This window comes from Shimia sp. (assembly GCF_049116215.1).
Taxonomy (GTDB): Bacteria; Pseudomonadota; Alphaproteobacteria; order Rhodobacterales; family Rhodobacteraceae; genus Shimia.
Genome location: NZ_JAGDZB010000001.1, coordinates 335968 through 351291 on the forward strand (window position 1 = coordinate 335968; position 15324 = coordinate 351291).

Here is a 15324-nt window from a genome sequence, read left to right on the forward strand (position 1 = left end):
CTCCCCTATATAAGGCGTAAGACTCTTGCCCAACGCGTGACGGTTGGCTAGGACGGGTACAAACCACGTCTTGAGGCAGTTTTATGGAACTATACCGTCGCCCCGCCCTTCTGGCCGCGCTTGTTGCTGTGCTGAGTGTCAGTGCATGTGGCAATAGGGACAAAAACCCGACAGGTCTCTTGGGAGACGGCCGCACCACCGAATACAGCCAGGAGCGTGAAACCATCTGGGACATCTTTGGTCCGGACAATTCAGATGAGACCGTTCGGGTGAACAAATACCTCTGGGCGGCCTCGATGGAAGTTCTGGACTTCTTGCCGATTCAGACAGTGGATCCCTTTAGCGGTGTGATTTCCACTGGCTATGGCACCCCGCCCGGCGGTGGACGGTCTTACCGCGCGACCATTTACATCCGCGATTCGTCTCTGGATGCGCGCTCTTTGAATGTGGCGCTGCAATCCAGCGGCGGACGCGCGGTGCCAGAAAGCACAGCGCGCGCGGTGGAAGATGCGATTCTCACGCGGGCACGGCAAATCCGGATTGCCGATCGCAAGATTTGATCTGACGTACACAAATTACGAAAAGCCGCAGTCTTGGGACTGCGGCTTTTTTGAGTCAGCTGCGCAGGGCGCCGGGGGGCATGTCGTGCAGCTTCTGAATCCACTCCAGCTGCTTGGGCAAGCAGCAACTTTGTAGGTCATAGTTTTCCACCGCATAGGCGCGGGAAGCGTTTGCCATGTCCGCGCACATGTCTGGATCATCGAGGACAGTGCAGATTTCTTTGACCATGCGTTCGCCTTCAAAGAAAGGGAACAGGCGGCCGGTTTCCCCATGGGTGATGACTTCGGTCACAGGTGCGGTGTCGCTCGCCACAATCGGCGCGCCGATGGCCATGGCTTCCATCAAGGACCAGCTCAGCACAAAGGGATAGGTCAAATAGACGTGTGCTTTGCTGATTTGCAGCATGGAGAGGAATTGATCGTAGGGCACTTTGCCAAGGAAATGTACCCGTTCCCAATTGGGGGTCGGGATTTGACCACGCACTTCATCAATATAGATTTGCTTCCAGGTTTGGCCCTTGGGCGGGGCCGCGCCATAGCTCACATCATCACCGCCCACGATGAGAACACGGGCATTGGGCCGCTGTTTGAGCAGCTCCGGCAGCGCGCGCATAAAGATGTGATAGCCTCGGTACGGCTCCAGGTTGCGATTCACAAAGGTGATGACCTCATCCTCACGAGACAGAACTGTGCCATCTTCCAAGGTCAGGGAGGCATCAGGATTCGGTTTCACCACCTCGGTGTCGATACCGTCGTGAATCACGCTGATGATGTCTTTGTATTCCGGCGGAAAGGTGTCGGCCTGAAACTGAGTCGGGCTGATGCCCAAGTCAGCAGACTGGTGATGCATCATGTTGTTGAGATTTTTGAGACGCAGGCGAATGGAATCAGTGTCGGCGCTGCGCTTGGGAAACTCCGGATCAAAATGCGTGTCGGTGTCTTTGAGCGCGTAATAAAGCTCGCAATAAAGACCGATCCGCGCGGTCGGCCAGAGATCGCGCAAGAACATCGACTCGCCCCAGCCCGGATGGGCGACAATCACATCCGGCGTGTAGCCTTCCTGATCCCGCAGATTGCGCGCGGCGGCGTAACAAGCTTCGGCGCGTAGGACTTTGGTTTCGAAATCCACCATCCACGGATGCAAGCCCTGCGCCGGTTTGCGTTTGATTTGATAGGGGTAGAGCTCCACCCCCTGCCAGGTGCCGCGTTGCTTGGCTCGCAGGGTGATTGAGCGCACGTCATGGCCGCGCGCAACCAATTCGGGGGCCAGATGTTTGAACTGTCCGGGGAAATTCTGGTGAATGAAGAGGATTTTCACGCCAACAACCTGTCTCAAATAGTCTTGTTAGAGGTGTATAGCGCGAAAATAGGCCATGGTAAGCCACGTGATAGGTCAAATTGCGGCGCTTGTGACTGGACCAAGGCGCGCGGGCGGCCTATCACCTTGCGCAACCCGCGCCACGCTTTTGAGGTGGCTGACACGAATAGATGAAAAGGTGCCACCGCATGTCGCGCTATAGCCCCGCAGAGATTGAAGCCCGCTGGCAGGACGCCTGGGCCAAGACCGAGACCTTCAAGGCCGTTCGAGATGAGAGCAAGCCCAAGTATTACGTGCTGGAGATGTTCCCCTACCCGTCCGGCAAGCTGCACATGGGCCACGTGCGCAATTACACCATGGGCGACGTGATTGCGCGCTACAAAATCTCCACCGGACACAATGTGCTGCACCCGATGGGCTTTGACGCCTTTGGCATGCCAGCGGAAAACGCGGCGATGGCGTCGGGTGGTCACCCGAAGGATTGGACCTACTCCAACATCGACACAATGGTTGAGCAGATGAAGCCGCTGGGCCTGTCACTGGATTGGTCGCGCATGTTTGCCACCTGTGACGAGGATTACTACGGGCAGCAGCAGGCGTTGTTCCTTGATTTCCTTGAGAAAGGTCTCGTCTATCGTAAGAACGCGGTGGTGAACTGGGACCCGGTCGACATGACCGTGCTTGCAAATGAGCAGGTCGAAAACGGCCGCGGTTGGCGCTCTGGTGCGCTGGTGGAACGGCGCGAGCTGACGCAGTGGTTCTTCAAGATTTCTGATTACTCCGACGAATTGCTGACCGCACTGGACGGGTTGGACAACTGGCCTGCGAAAGTGCGGCTGATGCAGGAGAACTGGATCGGCAAGTCGCGCGGCTTAGAGTTTGGCTTTGAGCGCACCGATGGCGGCGAAGACATTACAGTCTATACGACTCGCCCCGACACGTTGATGGGCGCGTCTTTTGTGGGTATTTCGCCAGATCACCCAATTGCCAAAGAATTAGAAGCAGCAAATCCTGAGGTCGCGGCGTTTGTGGCGGAGTGCCGCAAAGGTGGCACCACGGAAGAGGCCATCGAGACCGGTGAAAAACTGGGCTATGACACTGGCCTTCGCGTCAAACACCCGCTGAACCCGGAGTGGGAGCTGCCGGTTTGGATCGCGAACTTCATTTTGATGGACTACGGCACCGGCGCGATTTTTGCCTGCCCGGCGCATGACCAGCGCGATCTGGACTTCTGCCGCAAGTATGACCTGCCGGTTGTGGACACTTTCTTTGCCATTGGCGACGAGACACCGGTGGAAAACACCGCGTTTGTGCCGGGCAAAGAAGAGAAGGTGAAGTGGCAAAACCATTTTGCCGGTCTGGATGAGGCCACCGGTCAGGAAGCCATCGATGTGACCATCGATTTTGCCGAGAAGGCAGGTTGGGGCAAAGGCGTGACCAACTTCCGCCTGCGCGACTGGGGTCTGAGCCGCCAGCGTTATTGGGGCTGCCCGATTCCGGTGGTGCATTGTGAAGACTGCGGCGTGGTGCCGGAGAAGAAAGAGAACCTGCCAATTGCGCTGCCTTACGATGAGGACGGCAAGGCAATTGATTTCTCTGTACCGGGCAACCCGCTCGACCGTCACCCAAGCTGGCGCGATTGTTCCTGCCCGAACTGTGGTGCGCCTGCGAAGCGGGAAACCGACACCATGGACACCTTTGTGGACAGTTCCTGGTACTTTGCTCGCTTCACTGCACCTAAGGCAGACACACCAACCGTGGCCGAAGATGCGGCGTATTGGATGAACGTCGATCAGTATATCGGCGGCATTGAGCATGCGATTCTGCACCTGCTCTATTCGCGTTTCTTTGCGCGAGCGATGCACATCTGTGGCCACCTGCCAGAAAGCGCAAAAGAGCCGTTTGACGCGCTGTTCACGCAGGGCATGGTGACTCATGCGATTTACAAGAACGCGGAGCGCACCGATGAAAACGGCCGCGCGATCTATCACTACCCTGCAGAAGTGGAAGAACGGGACGGTGGCACCTTTGTGAAAGAGACCGGCGAAAAGGTAGAGGTCATTCCCTCTGCCAAGATGTCCAAGTCCAAAAACAACGTGGTGGACCCCGTCGACATCATCACCGCCTTTGGCGCCGACACCGCGCGCTGGTTTGTGCTGTCTGATAGCCCGCCCGAGCGCGATGTGGAATGGACCGCCTCCGGTGCGGAAGCGGCTTACAAACACTTGACCCGTGTTTGGAACCTCTGTGACAAGATTGGCGAGATGGATGACGGCGCCAAAGGTCAGGGTGACGACGAGCTGCTGCGTGAAACGCATAAGGCGATCCGCGATGTGACGCTGGGTGTGGAGAGCTTTGGCTTCAACGCGTCCATCGCGAAACTGTACGCCTTCACCAGCACCATCGCCAAATCCAAGGCGGGCAAAGCTGCCAAACGCGAAGCGATCATGACATTGGCACAGCTGATGTCACCAATGACGCCGCACCTCGCGGAAGACATCTGGGCGCATCAGGGCGGCGAAGGCATGGTTGTAAACGCAGCCTGGCCCGTGGCCGATGAGGCGATGCTGGTCGAGGCCAACGTGACCTTGCCGATCCAGATCAACGGCAAACGGCGTGGTGAAATCACCGTGGCCAAAGACATGCCAAAAGAAGAGGTTGAAAAGCTGGCGCTGGCGCATGAAGCTGTGCAGCGTGCGCTGGATGGGGCCCAGCCCAAGAAGATGATTGTTGTCCCCGGTCGGATTGTGAATGTCGTCGTTTAACCGCCGTTTCTTTTTGTTGTCTGCAGCCGCATTGGGGGGAGCCTCCCTCAGCGGCTGTGGATTTGAGCCTGTCTACGGCACAGACGGGGCGGCCTCGATGCTGCTCAACAATGTGTTGGTGGATGAGCCCAAGGCCAGCGAGAGTTACCTGTTGGTGCGCGAGTTGGAGAACCGTTTGGGGCAGCCGGTAGGCGCGCCGCAATTTGGCTTGTCCTTGGCGCTGCATCTGGATGAGCGTGGCGTCGGCCGGACCTCCGCACAAGTGACCAACCGCTATGATGTGACCGGCTCCGTCACCTATGCCCTGCGTGGGATGGACGACAAAGAGGTGCGCACCACTGGCAAAGTGGCAAGCTTCACCAGCTATTCCGCCAGCGGCAGCACCGTGTCCGAATTGGCCGCAAAAGACGACGCCTATGAGCGGTTGATGGTGATTCTGGCGGATCGGATTGTGGTCGATCTGCAGGCCTATGCGGTGTCTGAGGCGGCATGAAGCTTTCTGCGCGTGACGCCAACCGATATTTTGGAAACCCCGAAGCAGATCGCACGGGCCTGTTGATTTACGGGCCGGATGCGATGCGTGTGGCGCTGAAGCGCCAAGAGGTGATTGCCGCTTTGATTGGCCCACAAGGCGAAGAGGAAATGCGGCTGACGCGCATTCCCGGGGCGGATTTGCGCAAAGACAAGGCCGCCGTGCTGGATGCCATCAAAGAGGTGAGCTTCTTCCCCGGATCGCGCGTGGTGTTTGTCGAAGGCGCCACCGACGCCGGGGCGCCGGCGATTCTGAGTGCGCTGGAAGATTGGGCCGCGGGCGATGCGCAGATCGTTGTGACAGCCGGGCAGCTCAAAGCCAGCTCCAAGATGCGCAAGGCGTTTGAGACCCATCGCAATGCCTATGCCGTGGGGATTTACAACGATCCGCCCAGCCGAGAAGAGATCGAAGCTGATCTGAAGGCTGCGGGCCTAAGCAATGTTGAGCATGAGGCGATGACCGACCTGTTCAATCTGGCGCGCGAGTTGGACCCCGGCGATTTCCGGCAGACCTGTGAAAAGTTGGCGCTTTATAAGTTCAAAGACGACCTGCCGGTGACCTCTGAGGATGTGGCGGCCTGTGCGCCCGTGTCCACCGAGGCCGCGTTGGATGATATTCTGAACATCGTCGCGGAAGGCCGCGCGCGGGAGATTGGCCCCGTATTGCGCAAGCTTGAAGCGCAGGGGGTGAACCCTGTTTTGCTGATCATCTCGGCCACGCGGCATTTCCGGGCGCTGTATGGCGCGGCGGCGGATCCCGGCGGGGCGGCAGCGGGCATTGCCCGGATGCGGCCGCCGATTTTTGGCCCACGTCGAGACCGTATGGTGCGGCAGGCCTCAAGCTGGGGCGCGCCGAAGCTGGAACAGGCTCTGACCGGCCTGACCGACACCGACTTGCAGTTGCGGTCTGCCGGGCAACGCGCGCCGGAGATGGCGCTGGTGGAGCGGCTTTTCTTACGGTTGGCGATGCTGGGCCAGCGCGGGCGGTAAAACGCGACGAGGCGTCACGACGGCAGGAGACGCTTGTTTCAGAAGTGCTCGACAGGCAGTCTCCCCTCTATGAGCAGGGAGGATGCCATGTATGAAGTGATCGGAAGCCCGACCAGCCGCGCGTTTCGCGTGGTGTGGATGTTGGAAGAACTGGGCCAGCCTTACACACTGTCGCCGGAAAAGCCGCATTCCGAGGTGGTGAGTGCGCTCAACCCTTCTGGCAAAATTCCGATCCTGAAAGACGGCGACGCGGCGATCATCGACAGCACCGCGATCCTGACCTATCTGGCGGACAAACATGGCGCGCTGACCTACCCGGCTGGCACCATTGAGCGGGCGCATCAGGACAGTTTCACACAACAGATCCTGGATGAAGTGGAAGCTGGATTGTGGACCGCAAGCCGCCACAACTTCATCCTGCCCGAAGAGCGCAAAGTGCCTGCCGTAAAAGAGACCCTGATGTGGGAGTACAGCCGGGGCTTGAAGAACGTGCTGCGCCGTCGGCAGGGGACCTATCTGATGGGGGAAGAGATGACCGTGCCGGATATCATTCTGACCCATTGCGCGACTTGGGCAAAGTTTGAGGGCTTTCCAACCGACAATGAAGATCTGCTTGGCTACATCAAGGTCACGCGCGGACGTGAGGCGTTTCAGCGGCTGCTGCCAAAGAAAAAATAAGGGGCCAGCCCCTCTTGGCCTGCGGCCAATTCACCCCGGGATATTTGTTGTCAGTGAATGTTAAGGGCGCTGCGCAAGCCAATCGCACGCGCTCGCACCTGCCCAACGCCCTGTGGCAAGGCAGGCGGTGAGGAGGTAACCGCCGGTGGGGGCCTCCCAATCCAGCATTTCACCTGCCGCAAAGGTGCCTGGGTGGTCTTTGAGCATGAGGGTGTTGTCCAGTGCGTCGAAACGCAGGCCGCCTGCGGTGCTGATCGCTTCATCCATGGGACGTGGGCCCGTGTGGGTGATTGGCAGGGCTTTGATAAGTGGCGCCAGATCACCAGGGAGCGGCTGGCCAAACTCCATCAGCAAGGCCTGTTTTTCCTGCGAGAGCCTGAGGGCTTTGCGCAGGAAGTTGGCGCGGCTCATTTTGCCTTTGGGGCGGGACAGGCGGGTGCGGATGTCTTCCAAGCTCATGTCTGGCAGCAGGTCGAGTTGGAGCGCCGCGCCTTCGCGCATAGGGCGGGAGACCGCGTAGATGCCGCCACCTTCGAGGCCTCGTTCGGAGATGACAAACTCTGCGCGCAGGGAGGTATCGCCGGCGGTTAGTGTCACATTTTTGATCGGCGTGCCGAAGTGACGGGCCATGTGGGGAGACCAATCTACTTCAAAGCCCATGTTGGCGGGTTTGAAGGGGGCGAGCGGTGCGTTCAGCCAGTCAGCCCAAGCGCCATCGGAGCCAAGGCGCGCCCAGCTGGCACCGCCACAGGCCAAGACACAGACCTTGGGGCTGATCTCTTGTTGGCCGGTCGGTGCGTCGAAACGGAAGTTGCCGCCCGTCCAGCGCCAGCGGGTGCGGATCTCTACGCCCTGGTCTGATAACCGTGAGAGCCAGGCCCGAAGAAGCGGTGACGCTTTCATGACTTTGGGAAAGACACGCCCAGATGACCCCGTGAACATCTCCTGCCCCAGGTCTTCGGCCCAGGCGGCGACCTCCTTGGGGCCAAAGGCCTCCAGCATTGGACGCAAGGCGGGGGCGGCCTCGTGATAGTGGCTCAGGAAGGTCTCAAACGGCTCATCTTTGGTCAGGTTGAGGCCGGATTTGCCTGCCATCAGCAGCTTGCGCGCGACCGAAGGTTTGGCCTCGGCCACCACAACGGAATGGCCCGCCGCGGAGATTACATCGGCGGCCATGAGACCGGCGGGGCCAGCACCTATGATCAGCGCATCACTCACGTGGTTGGCAGAGGCGTTTTGAGCTCCACCACACGCTGTGGATACGGGATGGTGATGCCTTCGTCCTTGAGCGCGTTCCAGATCAGGAAAAGCACGTCAGAGGTAAATTTGTTGCGCCCATCATCGATGCCTTCGACCCAGAACTCGACGGCAAAATCCACACCGTTGTCGCCAAAGCCGCGCAGCTCGCAATCAGGTGGGAACGGGTCGTTGAGCACGCCCGGGTGTTTGGCTACAGCCGCTTCGATGATGTCCGGCACTTTGTTGATGTCGGTATCGTAGCTGACGGAAAACGGTGCCTCGTAGCGGTTTGCAGAGCCGCTGTCAGAGTAGTTCACCACGCGGGTGGTGATGAAATCCTCATTGGGCACCACAATCCAGCGGCCATCGTAGGTTTCCAGAATGGTGGCGCGAGCGGTCATTTTGATGATGGTGCCAGCCTCGCCGCCGTCCAGTTCGACATAGTCGCCCACAGTGGCCTGGCCTTCGAGCAACAGGATCACACCGGAAATGAAGTTGGAGGCAATCTTTTGCAGGCCAAAACCAAGGCCCACACCAATCACACCAGTGAGCACCGCGAGGGAGGTGAGGTTGATGCCCATGATGTTCATCACCAGCAGGAAGGCGACACCAAAGATGCCGATTTCTAGGGTTTTGGCGATGAGCTCGCGCATGGCCGGGCGCATCTCGTCCTGTTTCTTGATGAACTGACTGGATTGCTCGTTGGACCAGCGGCCAAGCCAGAAGATCGCGCTCGCCACCACAACAAAGCGGATGGCAAACAGTACCGAGAAGGAGAGGTTGCCCAGTGGAACGACTGTGGCGTCCAGATAGGCCATGACCTCATCCAAAATGCCCAGCGCGTAAAGGCCTGCAATAGGCACAAGCAGGTAGCGGCCGAGCACCTTCATCACAGGATCAGCGATGATTTCCTTGACCAGAATGCGCACGGCGAGGAACAGGAACACCCGTTTACCAAAAGCAATGACTGCGCCAGAGCCGAACAACGAGCGAGTCACGTTTTCGCCAATGCCGATAAAGACATAAGCCAGAAGCGGCAACAGCAGCGGTAGGAACATCGACACAAAGCGGCGGGCACGGGCAATGTAGCTGTCCTGCCCCTCTGGCGGCGTGAGCCAGCGATCCAGCAGCGGGTGCAGCTTACGGCTGGCATAAAGCGCGGCAAGGTAGGCCACCAGCAGCAGGCCAAATTGCGACCAGGCGGCGGGGCTCAATAGCCAGCCTTGACCAATGCCCCACAGGCGGTCGACTTGTTCGAGAGCTGAGTTGAGAAAGGCTGTGCCGTCCATAATGCGTCCGCTTACTGACTTTGAGGGTTGGGATAACCTCTTGCCTTGCGGGCTTTGGTAACTCAATCAAAAACGCGGGGAAAATGCTGTGTGTTTGCGCATTCTCGCATGGCCAAGCTGTGCAAAACCCTATGGCGCGCCTTATTGGTAATGCTTCTTGCGTGACATTTTTCCAATGCCGGGGTTCAAGCTGTTGGTCGGGTCGACAGATTTGTAGAAGGCCGCGAGGTCTGGCTTCGCCGCATAAAGGTGGCCAACGTTGTGTTCAGCCGGATATTCCGCACCGCGTTGATCGAGGATCTCCAGCATTGCCAATTTGAGCGCCTTGGGGTCACATCCCTTTTTCACAATATAGTCCTGATGCAGCACATGGCACATAAAGTGCCCGTAGTAGAGCTTGCTGACCAGTTGATCGGTGATCTTCTTGGGCAGGGTTTCAAACCAATCTTCATCATTGCGGCGCAGGGCGATGTCGAGTGCGATGATGTCCTCGACCTCTGCACTGTGCACATTCATGTAGCGCACGGCGGCGCCTGCGGCGGCAAAACGCAGGAGACCGGCCATTTTGGCTTCGCGGTCGTCACATTCAAAGAAATCAAGCGCGCCATTGGTGGTCATTTCAGTCAGGAGCACACGCGCCTCGTCGATGCCGCCGTCCCGCATTTTCAGGATCAGATGGTGTGAATACGCCTTGCGGAAGGCGCGCATGCGTTTGGGCACCACATTTGGCCAGAGGCGGGCGGCAAACTGCATGAACTTGTCGGTGAAATGGGTCAGACCCGGCACGTTTTGTAAGCGGGCGTCGACCGCGCCTTTGAGGGCAAAGAAGGTGGGCAGACGGTCGGTGCCCAGTTTGTCGATCATCACCATGGTGTCTTTGCCGTAGACGTCGGAGAGGTCAAACACGTCCTCATGCAGGTACTCGGCGCTGACCGGCAGGGTTTTGAAATCCTTCAGAATGCGACGGCGCAGGGTGCCCAATGCCGCTGTGTCGGAGGCCGCGACATAAAACGTCTTTTCCGCATCGTTCCTGGCATATGTGTCCAGGCGCACGGCAAAGACGGCAAGTTTACCTGCACAGCCTGCGGCCTCGTAGAGGCGGGACTTGTCGGCATTGAACCGCGCCGGGCTGTCGGCGTCGACATCCCGAACGCGGCGGGCATAATCCGTGTCGGAGGCGCGGCGGTTGTCATCATGAATGTCTTCTGGCGTGAAAGCGCCGGATTGCAAATTGGTCAGGATCTCCTCTGGCGAGGCGCCGAGGTCAATGCCGAGATGGTTGACCAATTGCAGCTCGCCCGCCTCGGTGATCTGCGCAAAGACGGAGAGCTCCGTGTAGCTGGGACCACGTTCCACAAGCGCGCCGCCGGAGTTGTTGCAGACACCGCCCACCACAGAGGCGCCGATGCAGGAGGAACCAATCACCGAGTGTGGTTGACGGCCAATGGGTGCGAGCAGCTTTTCCAGCTTGAACAATGTCGAGCCGGGGAAGGAAATTACCTGTTTGCCGTCTTTGATGAGTTGGATGTCATCCATGCGGCGGGTGTTGATCAACACAACCTCACGGTCATAGGTGCCCTTGGGGGTAGAGCCTTCGGTCAGGCCGGTGTTGGCGGCCTGCATGATGACAATTTTGTCGGCCGCCACACAGGCTTGCAGCACTTTCCATTGCTCCAGAAGCGTCGCCGGCTGCACCACAGCGAGCGCGTCGCCTTCACCGGAGCGGAAGCCTTTGCGGAAACGCTGCGTGCGGCGTGCGCCGGTCAATACGTGACGCTTGCCAACAATTTTGCGCAGCTGCGCGATCAAGTGATCTTCGCACATGAGACCCTCACACCGTAAATACATCTGCCGGTGTGGATGACACATGCCAATGGCACCGGCGGGTGCGGTTTGCGACAGCTGTGCCGTTGGGTCAAGCGCGCAGGATAATTGGTCTAGAAATGTGACCAAATTGATATATCAGGGGTTTTGGGTATCACAGACACATCCGCTTAATACCCGAAGCGATCTCCGGTTTGGCCGCAAGCGTGTCCGCCGCGATCTCTTGCGCCACAGTGACAACATCCTCTGCGGGCACGATACGTTCGATCAGACCGTAGGTGCGCGCTTCCTCTGCTGTGAGTTTCTGTCCTCCCATCAACATAAGCTTGGCGCGGGCTGGCCCAACCAAAGCGGCAAGGCGGGCCGGATCGGAAGGTTGCGGCAAGTATCCAAGCTTCATCACCGGATAGAAAAACTTGGCATGTGGCGCGGCGATGCGGATGTCACAGGCCAACGCCATGCCGTTCGCACCGCCCGCCAAAGTGCCGTTTAGGGCTGCGATGGTCAGACCGGGCAGCGCCGCAACGGCGCCGGACAACCGCTCCCAAACCGCGCTCGTGGCCAGGCCTGCACGGGCCTCGTCCAGGTCAGCGCCAGCGGAGAAAACCTTGCCGGTGCCGGTGAGGATCAGCGCGCGGGCCTCTTGGGCGGACTCAGCAATTTCGGCAAGCTCCGTGAGCATGGTTTCGGTCAGAGAATTGGCTTTCTCAGGGCGGTTGATGGTCACCAGCCACAGGCCGCTGTTGTCTTTGGTCAACTCAATCATGTCTGTCTCACTTTGCGCGATAGGCCGGATTTGCCGCCCGAAGGCTGTTTTTTGCCGACGCGCGTCAGAAAGCAACCTGTTGGAATGTTTGATTTCCCTTGAAGTAAGGCGAACATGGCGAGGCGTCCACCCTAAGCGAAAAAACCCGCTGGTTTGACCCTTGACCCTGCCCCATCGAAGACCCAGTCTTAAGGGGAAGGCTTTGAAAAGGTAGATAAGTTGATGCAGATTTCAGCACCCCGCATTTTCACAACCACGGCTTTGGCCACGGTTTTTTGCGCCCAAGCCGCTTGGGCAGACGTTACCGCAGACGAGGTTTGGACCAACTGGCGTGACTCGATGACTGGTTTTGGCTACGAGCTTTCGGCCAGCGAAAGCACCGAGGGCGATGTTCTAACCGTGAATGGTCTGGCGATGTCGATGGACATTCCGGAAGAAGATGCCACCGTGGCGATCGACTTGGGCAGCATCGCATTTGAGAATGTCGGCGACGGCACCGTGCGGGTTGTTGTGCCAGAAAACGCGCCGATCCTCGTGAAGCTTCTGGATGACACAGAGACGGTTGAAATTGCGCTGACCATGTCGTCCGCCGACATGAAAAACATCGTGTCCGGCACAGCAGAAGCCATGATTTACGACTATGCCGCAAGCAAACTGGACCTAGTGGTCGACAGCATTGTTGTGGACGGTGAAACCGTGCCGGACATGGACATTGCGCTGACTTTTGCGGATTTTGCGGGACGGTCCCAGACCACGTTTGGCGATGTGATCAGTAGCGTCCAAAAAGGCAGCATCGGCAATGTGTCCTTGATCGCCAAAGGCGTTGATCCAGACTCCGGTGAGAACTTTGACGTGTCCGTAACCGGCGCAGGTCTGGAAGTTGACGGTACGGCCAGCGTGCCAACCGGCGACTATGGCGAAGACGTAGCCGCATTTTTTGCGGACGGATTTGCGATTGAAGGCAGCTACTCGCTGCAATCCTCCACCATGAATGTAAACTTCATGGAAGACGGCACTCCAGGCTCTCTGGCCTACACCAGCGGCCCGGCCGTCGTTGGGGTTGATATGGACAGCGAAGGCATGGCCTACGACGGCACCGTCACCAATGTTGCGTTGAATGTGGCCAGCCCTGAATTCCCGCTGCCAATTGACGTCAGTTTTGGCGAAATGGGCTATGGCTTTGCCGTGCCTTTGGCCGCTTCTGACGAGCAACAGGAATTTGGCCTCACCGTAAAAATGCTGGATCTGAGCGTATCTGAAATGCTGTGGGGCATGTTTGACCCCGGTCAGGTGCTGCCGCGTGACCCAGCCAACTTGCTGGTGGACGTGAGTGGTCTTGCAACTGTGGCAATCGACATCCTGACCTTGGATGACGACAGCCCGGAAATCCCTGGCGAGCTGAACTCCCTGAACATCAACGACATCCAGCTGAACCTTGCTGGCGCAGCGGTGGAAGGTGCGGGCAGCTTCACCTTTGACAACACCGACATGGAAAGCTTTGACGGTTTCCCACGTCCTGAAGGCAGCCTGGACGTCAAAATTGCCGGTATCAACGGGCTGATGGACAAGCTGATCTCCATGGGTCTGCTGCCAGAGGAACAGGCGATGGGTGCCCGCATGATGATGGGCATGTTCACCCAGCCAGGTGACGGCGACGACACGCTGGTCTCCAAGATCGAAGTCAACGACAAGGGCCAGGTTCTGGCCAACGGGCAGCGCTTGAAGTAAGCGCTTCGCCACCAAAAATATTCAAGGCCGTGGGACTTTCCCGCGGCCTTTTTTGTTGGCGGCAAGACGTCGCGTTCAATGCCTCATTCCCCCACTGGACGTTGCGGCAAGCGCGGCCTAGTCTCGCCTTCAAATCAGCAAAAGGACCTGCGTCATGGCGACCGGCACAAACATCCGCACCTATTACAACGGCACTTGGCATGACGGCGATTTGTCCATCATCCGCGCTGCGGATCACGGCGCATGGCTGGGCTCCACCGTATTTGACGGCGCGCGACTGGTGAACGGTTTAACACCCGATCTGGACAAACACTGCGCACGCACCAACCGTTCCGCTGAGGCGCTGATGTTGACGCCCACAATCTCCACCGAAGACATGGTGGCCATCGTGCAGGAAGGTTTGAAAGCCTACGCGCCCGGCGCGGCTGTGTATATCCGCCCGATGTATTGGGGACTGGATGGCGATGCGACGGCGATTGTACCCAGCGCCGACACCACAGGGTTTGCTGTGTGTCTTGAGGAAATTCCAATGGCGGCACCGGATGCTGCGGTGTCCCTCTGCAAAACGCAATTCCGCCGTCCGGTTTTGGAAAGTGCAGTTGTGAACGCCAAGGCAGGCTGCCTCTATCCCAACAACGCGCGGATGTTGCGGGAAGCACGTCTGAAAGGGTTCAACAACACGCTGACCTGTGATGCGATGGGCAATGTGGCCGAAACTGCCACCTCCAATGTATTTATGGTGCGCGACGGCGAGGTGTTCACCCCGATTCCAAATGGCACCTTCTTGGCGGGCATCACCCGCGCGCGACACATCGAAAACCTGCGCGCAGATGGCGTGACGGTACATGAAACCATTTTGGGTTATGGCGACTTTGAGGAGGCGGATGAGATCTTCTTGTCCGGCAACATGAGCAAAGTCACGCCGGTGAAGGCTTTTGAAGATCATCAGTATCAGATTGGTCCGGTCACCCGCCGTGTGCGTGAGTTGTATTGGGACTGGGCCGCGACCACTGCGTAACGCGGCAGAAAGAAACATTGCGCCCCAAGGCGCTAGGCGGCATGATCGCGGAAACGGAGGGGCAATATGCGCAAGTTTCTCGTGGTGCTGGATGACAGCCGGGAGTGTCTGAATGCGATGCGGTTTGCAGCGATGCGGGCCGCGCGCACTGGTGGCGGCGTGAAAATCCTGTCGATCATCCCGCCGGAAGAGTTCAACCACTGGATTGGCGTCAGCGATTTGATGCGCGAAGAAACGCGGGAGCGGATCGAGGTGCATTACGAGGTGTTTGCCAAGTGGATGCGCGACCGTCAGGGCGTCGATCCTGAACTCAAGATCCGCGAAGGTGAGGCGGTCAACGAAATCCTCGCAGAGATCAAGGAAGACGCGGAAATTGGCGTTCTGGTGCTGGGGGCGGGAAATGACCGTAAGGGGCCGGGACCACTGGTCTCACAGCTCTCGCGCAGCTCCGGCAGTTTGCCGGTTCCAATCACCGTGGTGCCAGGAGATCTGACTAAGGAACAGCTGGAAGCTGTGACTTAAGAGTCTCCGCGACCAAACCTCAGTTTAGAATGAATCTAAACCTTGACTAATGCCCATCGCAGGCGCATATCAATTCCCGATAGGAAAGGTCTGCCA

At 58.4% G+C, this 15324-nt stretch carries 13 protein-coding genes; 8 read left to right on the plus strand and 5 right to left on the minus strand.

Annotated elements, in window-relative coordinates; all coding sequences use genetic code 11:
• The first annotated feature begins 83 nt into the window (after nt 1-83).
• Nucleotides 84-560, plus strand: a complete 477-nt coding sequence (locus JXR15_RS01675; RefSeq protein ID WP_422051507.1) for a DUF3576 domain-containing protein — start codon at nt 84-86, stop codon at nt 558-560.
• Nucleotides 561-615: 55 nt separating this feature from the next.
• On the opposite strand, the gene JXR15_RS01680 is transcribed toward JXR15_RS01675, so the two are convergent.
• On the minus strand, nt 616-1878 hold the full coding sequence (locus JXR15_RS01680; protein ID WP_422051508.1) for a glycosyltransferase family 4 protein: 1263 nt from the start codon (nt 1876-1878) through the stop codon (nt 616-618).
• Between the two features lie 188 nt (nt 1879-2066).
• On the opposite strand from JXR15_RS01680, the gene leuS reads away from it, so the two are divergent.
• From leuS to JXR15_RS01700, 4 genes are all read left to right on the plus strand, one after another.
• Nucleotides 2067-4643 carry a leucine--tRNA ligase gene (leuS, locus tag JXR15_RS01685; protein ID WP_422051509.1) on the plus strand — a complete coding sequence of 859 codons (2577 nt, stop codon included), beginning with the start codon at nt 2067-2069 and terminating at the stop codon, nt 4641-4643.
• The gene (lptE, locus tag JXR15_RS01690; protein WP_422051510.1) at nt 4630-5136 is read left to right on the plus strand and encodes an LPS assembly lipoprotein LptE; all 507 of its coding nucleotides are present in this window, start codon (nt 4630-4632) and stop codon (nt 5134-5136) included. Before leuS ends, lptE begins: the two co-directional genes overlap by 14 nt.
• Nucleotides 5133-6164, plus strand: a complete 1032-nt coding sequence (gene holA, locus JXR15_RS01695; protein ID WP_422051511.1) for a DNA polymerase III subunit delta — start codon at nt 5133-5135, stop codon at nt 6162-6164. The genes lptE and holA overlap by 4 nt, the downstream gene beginning before the upstream one ends.
• A gap of 87 nt (nt 6165-6251) precedes the next feature.
• A complete protein-coding gene (locus tag JXR15_RS01700; RefSeq protein WP_422051512.1) occupies nt 6252-6842 on the plus strand; it encodes a glutathione S-transferase family protein in 591 nt (196 codons plus the stop codon).
• A gap of 60 nt (nt 6843-6902) precedes the next feature.
• On the opposite strand, the gene JXR15_RS01705 is transcribed toward JXR15_RS01700, so the two are convergent.
• The 4 genes from JXR15_RS01705 to JXR15_RS01720 all read right to left on the minus strand — a co-directional run bounded on the left by JXR15_RS01705 (nt 6903) and on the right by JXR15_RS01720 (nt 11960).
• On the minus strand, nt 6903-8060 hold the full coding sequence (locus tag JXR15_RS01705) for a TIGR03862 family flavoprotein (protein ID WP_422051513.1): 1158 nt from the start codon (nt 8058-8060) through the stop codon (nt 6903-6905).
• Nucleotides 8057-9370, minus strand: coding sequence for a mechanosensitive ion channel family protein (locus JXR15_RS01710; protein WP_422051514.1), 1314 nt, complete (start codon nt 9368-9370; stop codon nt 8057-8059). Before JXR15_RS01710 ends, JXR15_RS01705 begins: the two co-directional genes overlap by 4 nt.
• Nucleotides 9371-9511: 141 nt before the next feature.
• Nucleotides 9512-11194 (minus strand): D-lactate dehydrogenase, encoded by a 1683-nt coding sequence (dld, locus tag JXR15_RS01715; RefSeq protein WP_422051515.1) that lies wholly within the window; start codon nt 11192-11194, stop codon nt 9512-9514.
• A 154-nt stretch (nt 11195-11348) separates the two neighbouring features.
• Nucleotides 11349-11960 carry an enoyl-CoA hydratase/isomerase family protein gene (locus JXR15_RS01720; RefSeq protein WP_422051516.1) on the minus strand — a complete coding sequence of 204 codons (612 nt, stop codon included), beginning with the start codon at nt 11958-11960 and terminating at the stop codon, nt 11349-11351.
• A gap of 222 nt (nt 11961-12182) precedes the next feature.
• Between JXR15_RS01720 and JXR15_RS01725 the strand changes: the two genes are divergently transcribed.
• The 3 genes from JXR15_RS01725 to JXR15_RS01735 all read left to right on the plus strand — a co-directional run bounded on the left by JXR15_RS01725 (nt 12183) and on the right by JXR15_RS01735 (nt 15228).
• On the plus strand, nt 12183-13688 hold the full coding sequence (locus tag JXR15_RS01725; protein ID WP_422051517.1) for a DUF2125 domain-containing protein: 1506 nt from the start codon (nt 12183-12185) through the stop codon (nt 13686-13688).
• A gap of 154 nt (nt 13689-13842) precedes the next feature.
• Entirely contained in the window at nt 13843-14706 is an 864-nt protein-coding gene (locus JXR15_RS01730; RefSeq protein WP_422051518.1) for a branched-chain amino acid aminotransferase, read from the plus strand.
• Nucleotides 14707-14772: 66 nt separating this feature from the next.
• Nucleotides 14773-15228 carry a universal stress protein gene (locus JXR15_RS01735; protein ID WP_299423575.1) on the plus strand — a complete coding sequence of 152 codons (456 nt, stop codon included), beginning with the start codon at nt 14773-14775 and terminating at the stop codon, nt 15226-15228.
• Nucleotides 15229-15324 lie beyond the last annotated feature (96 nt).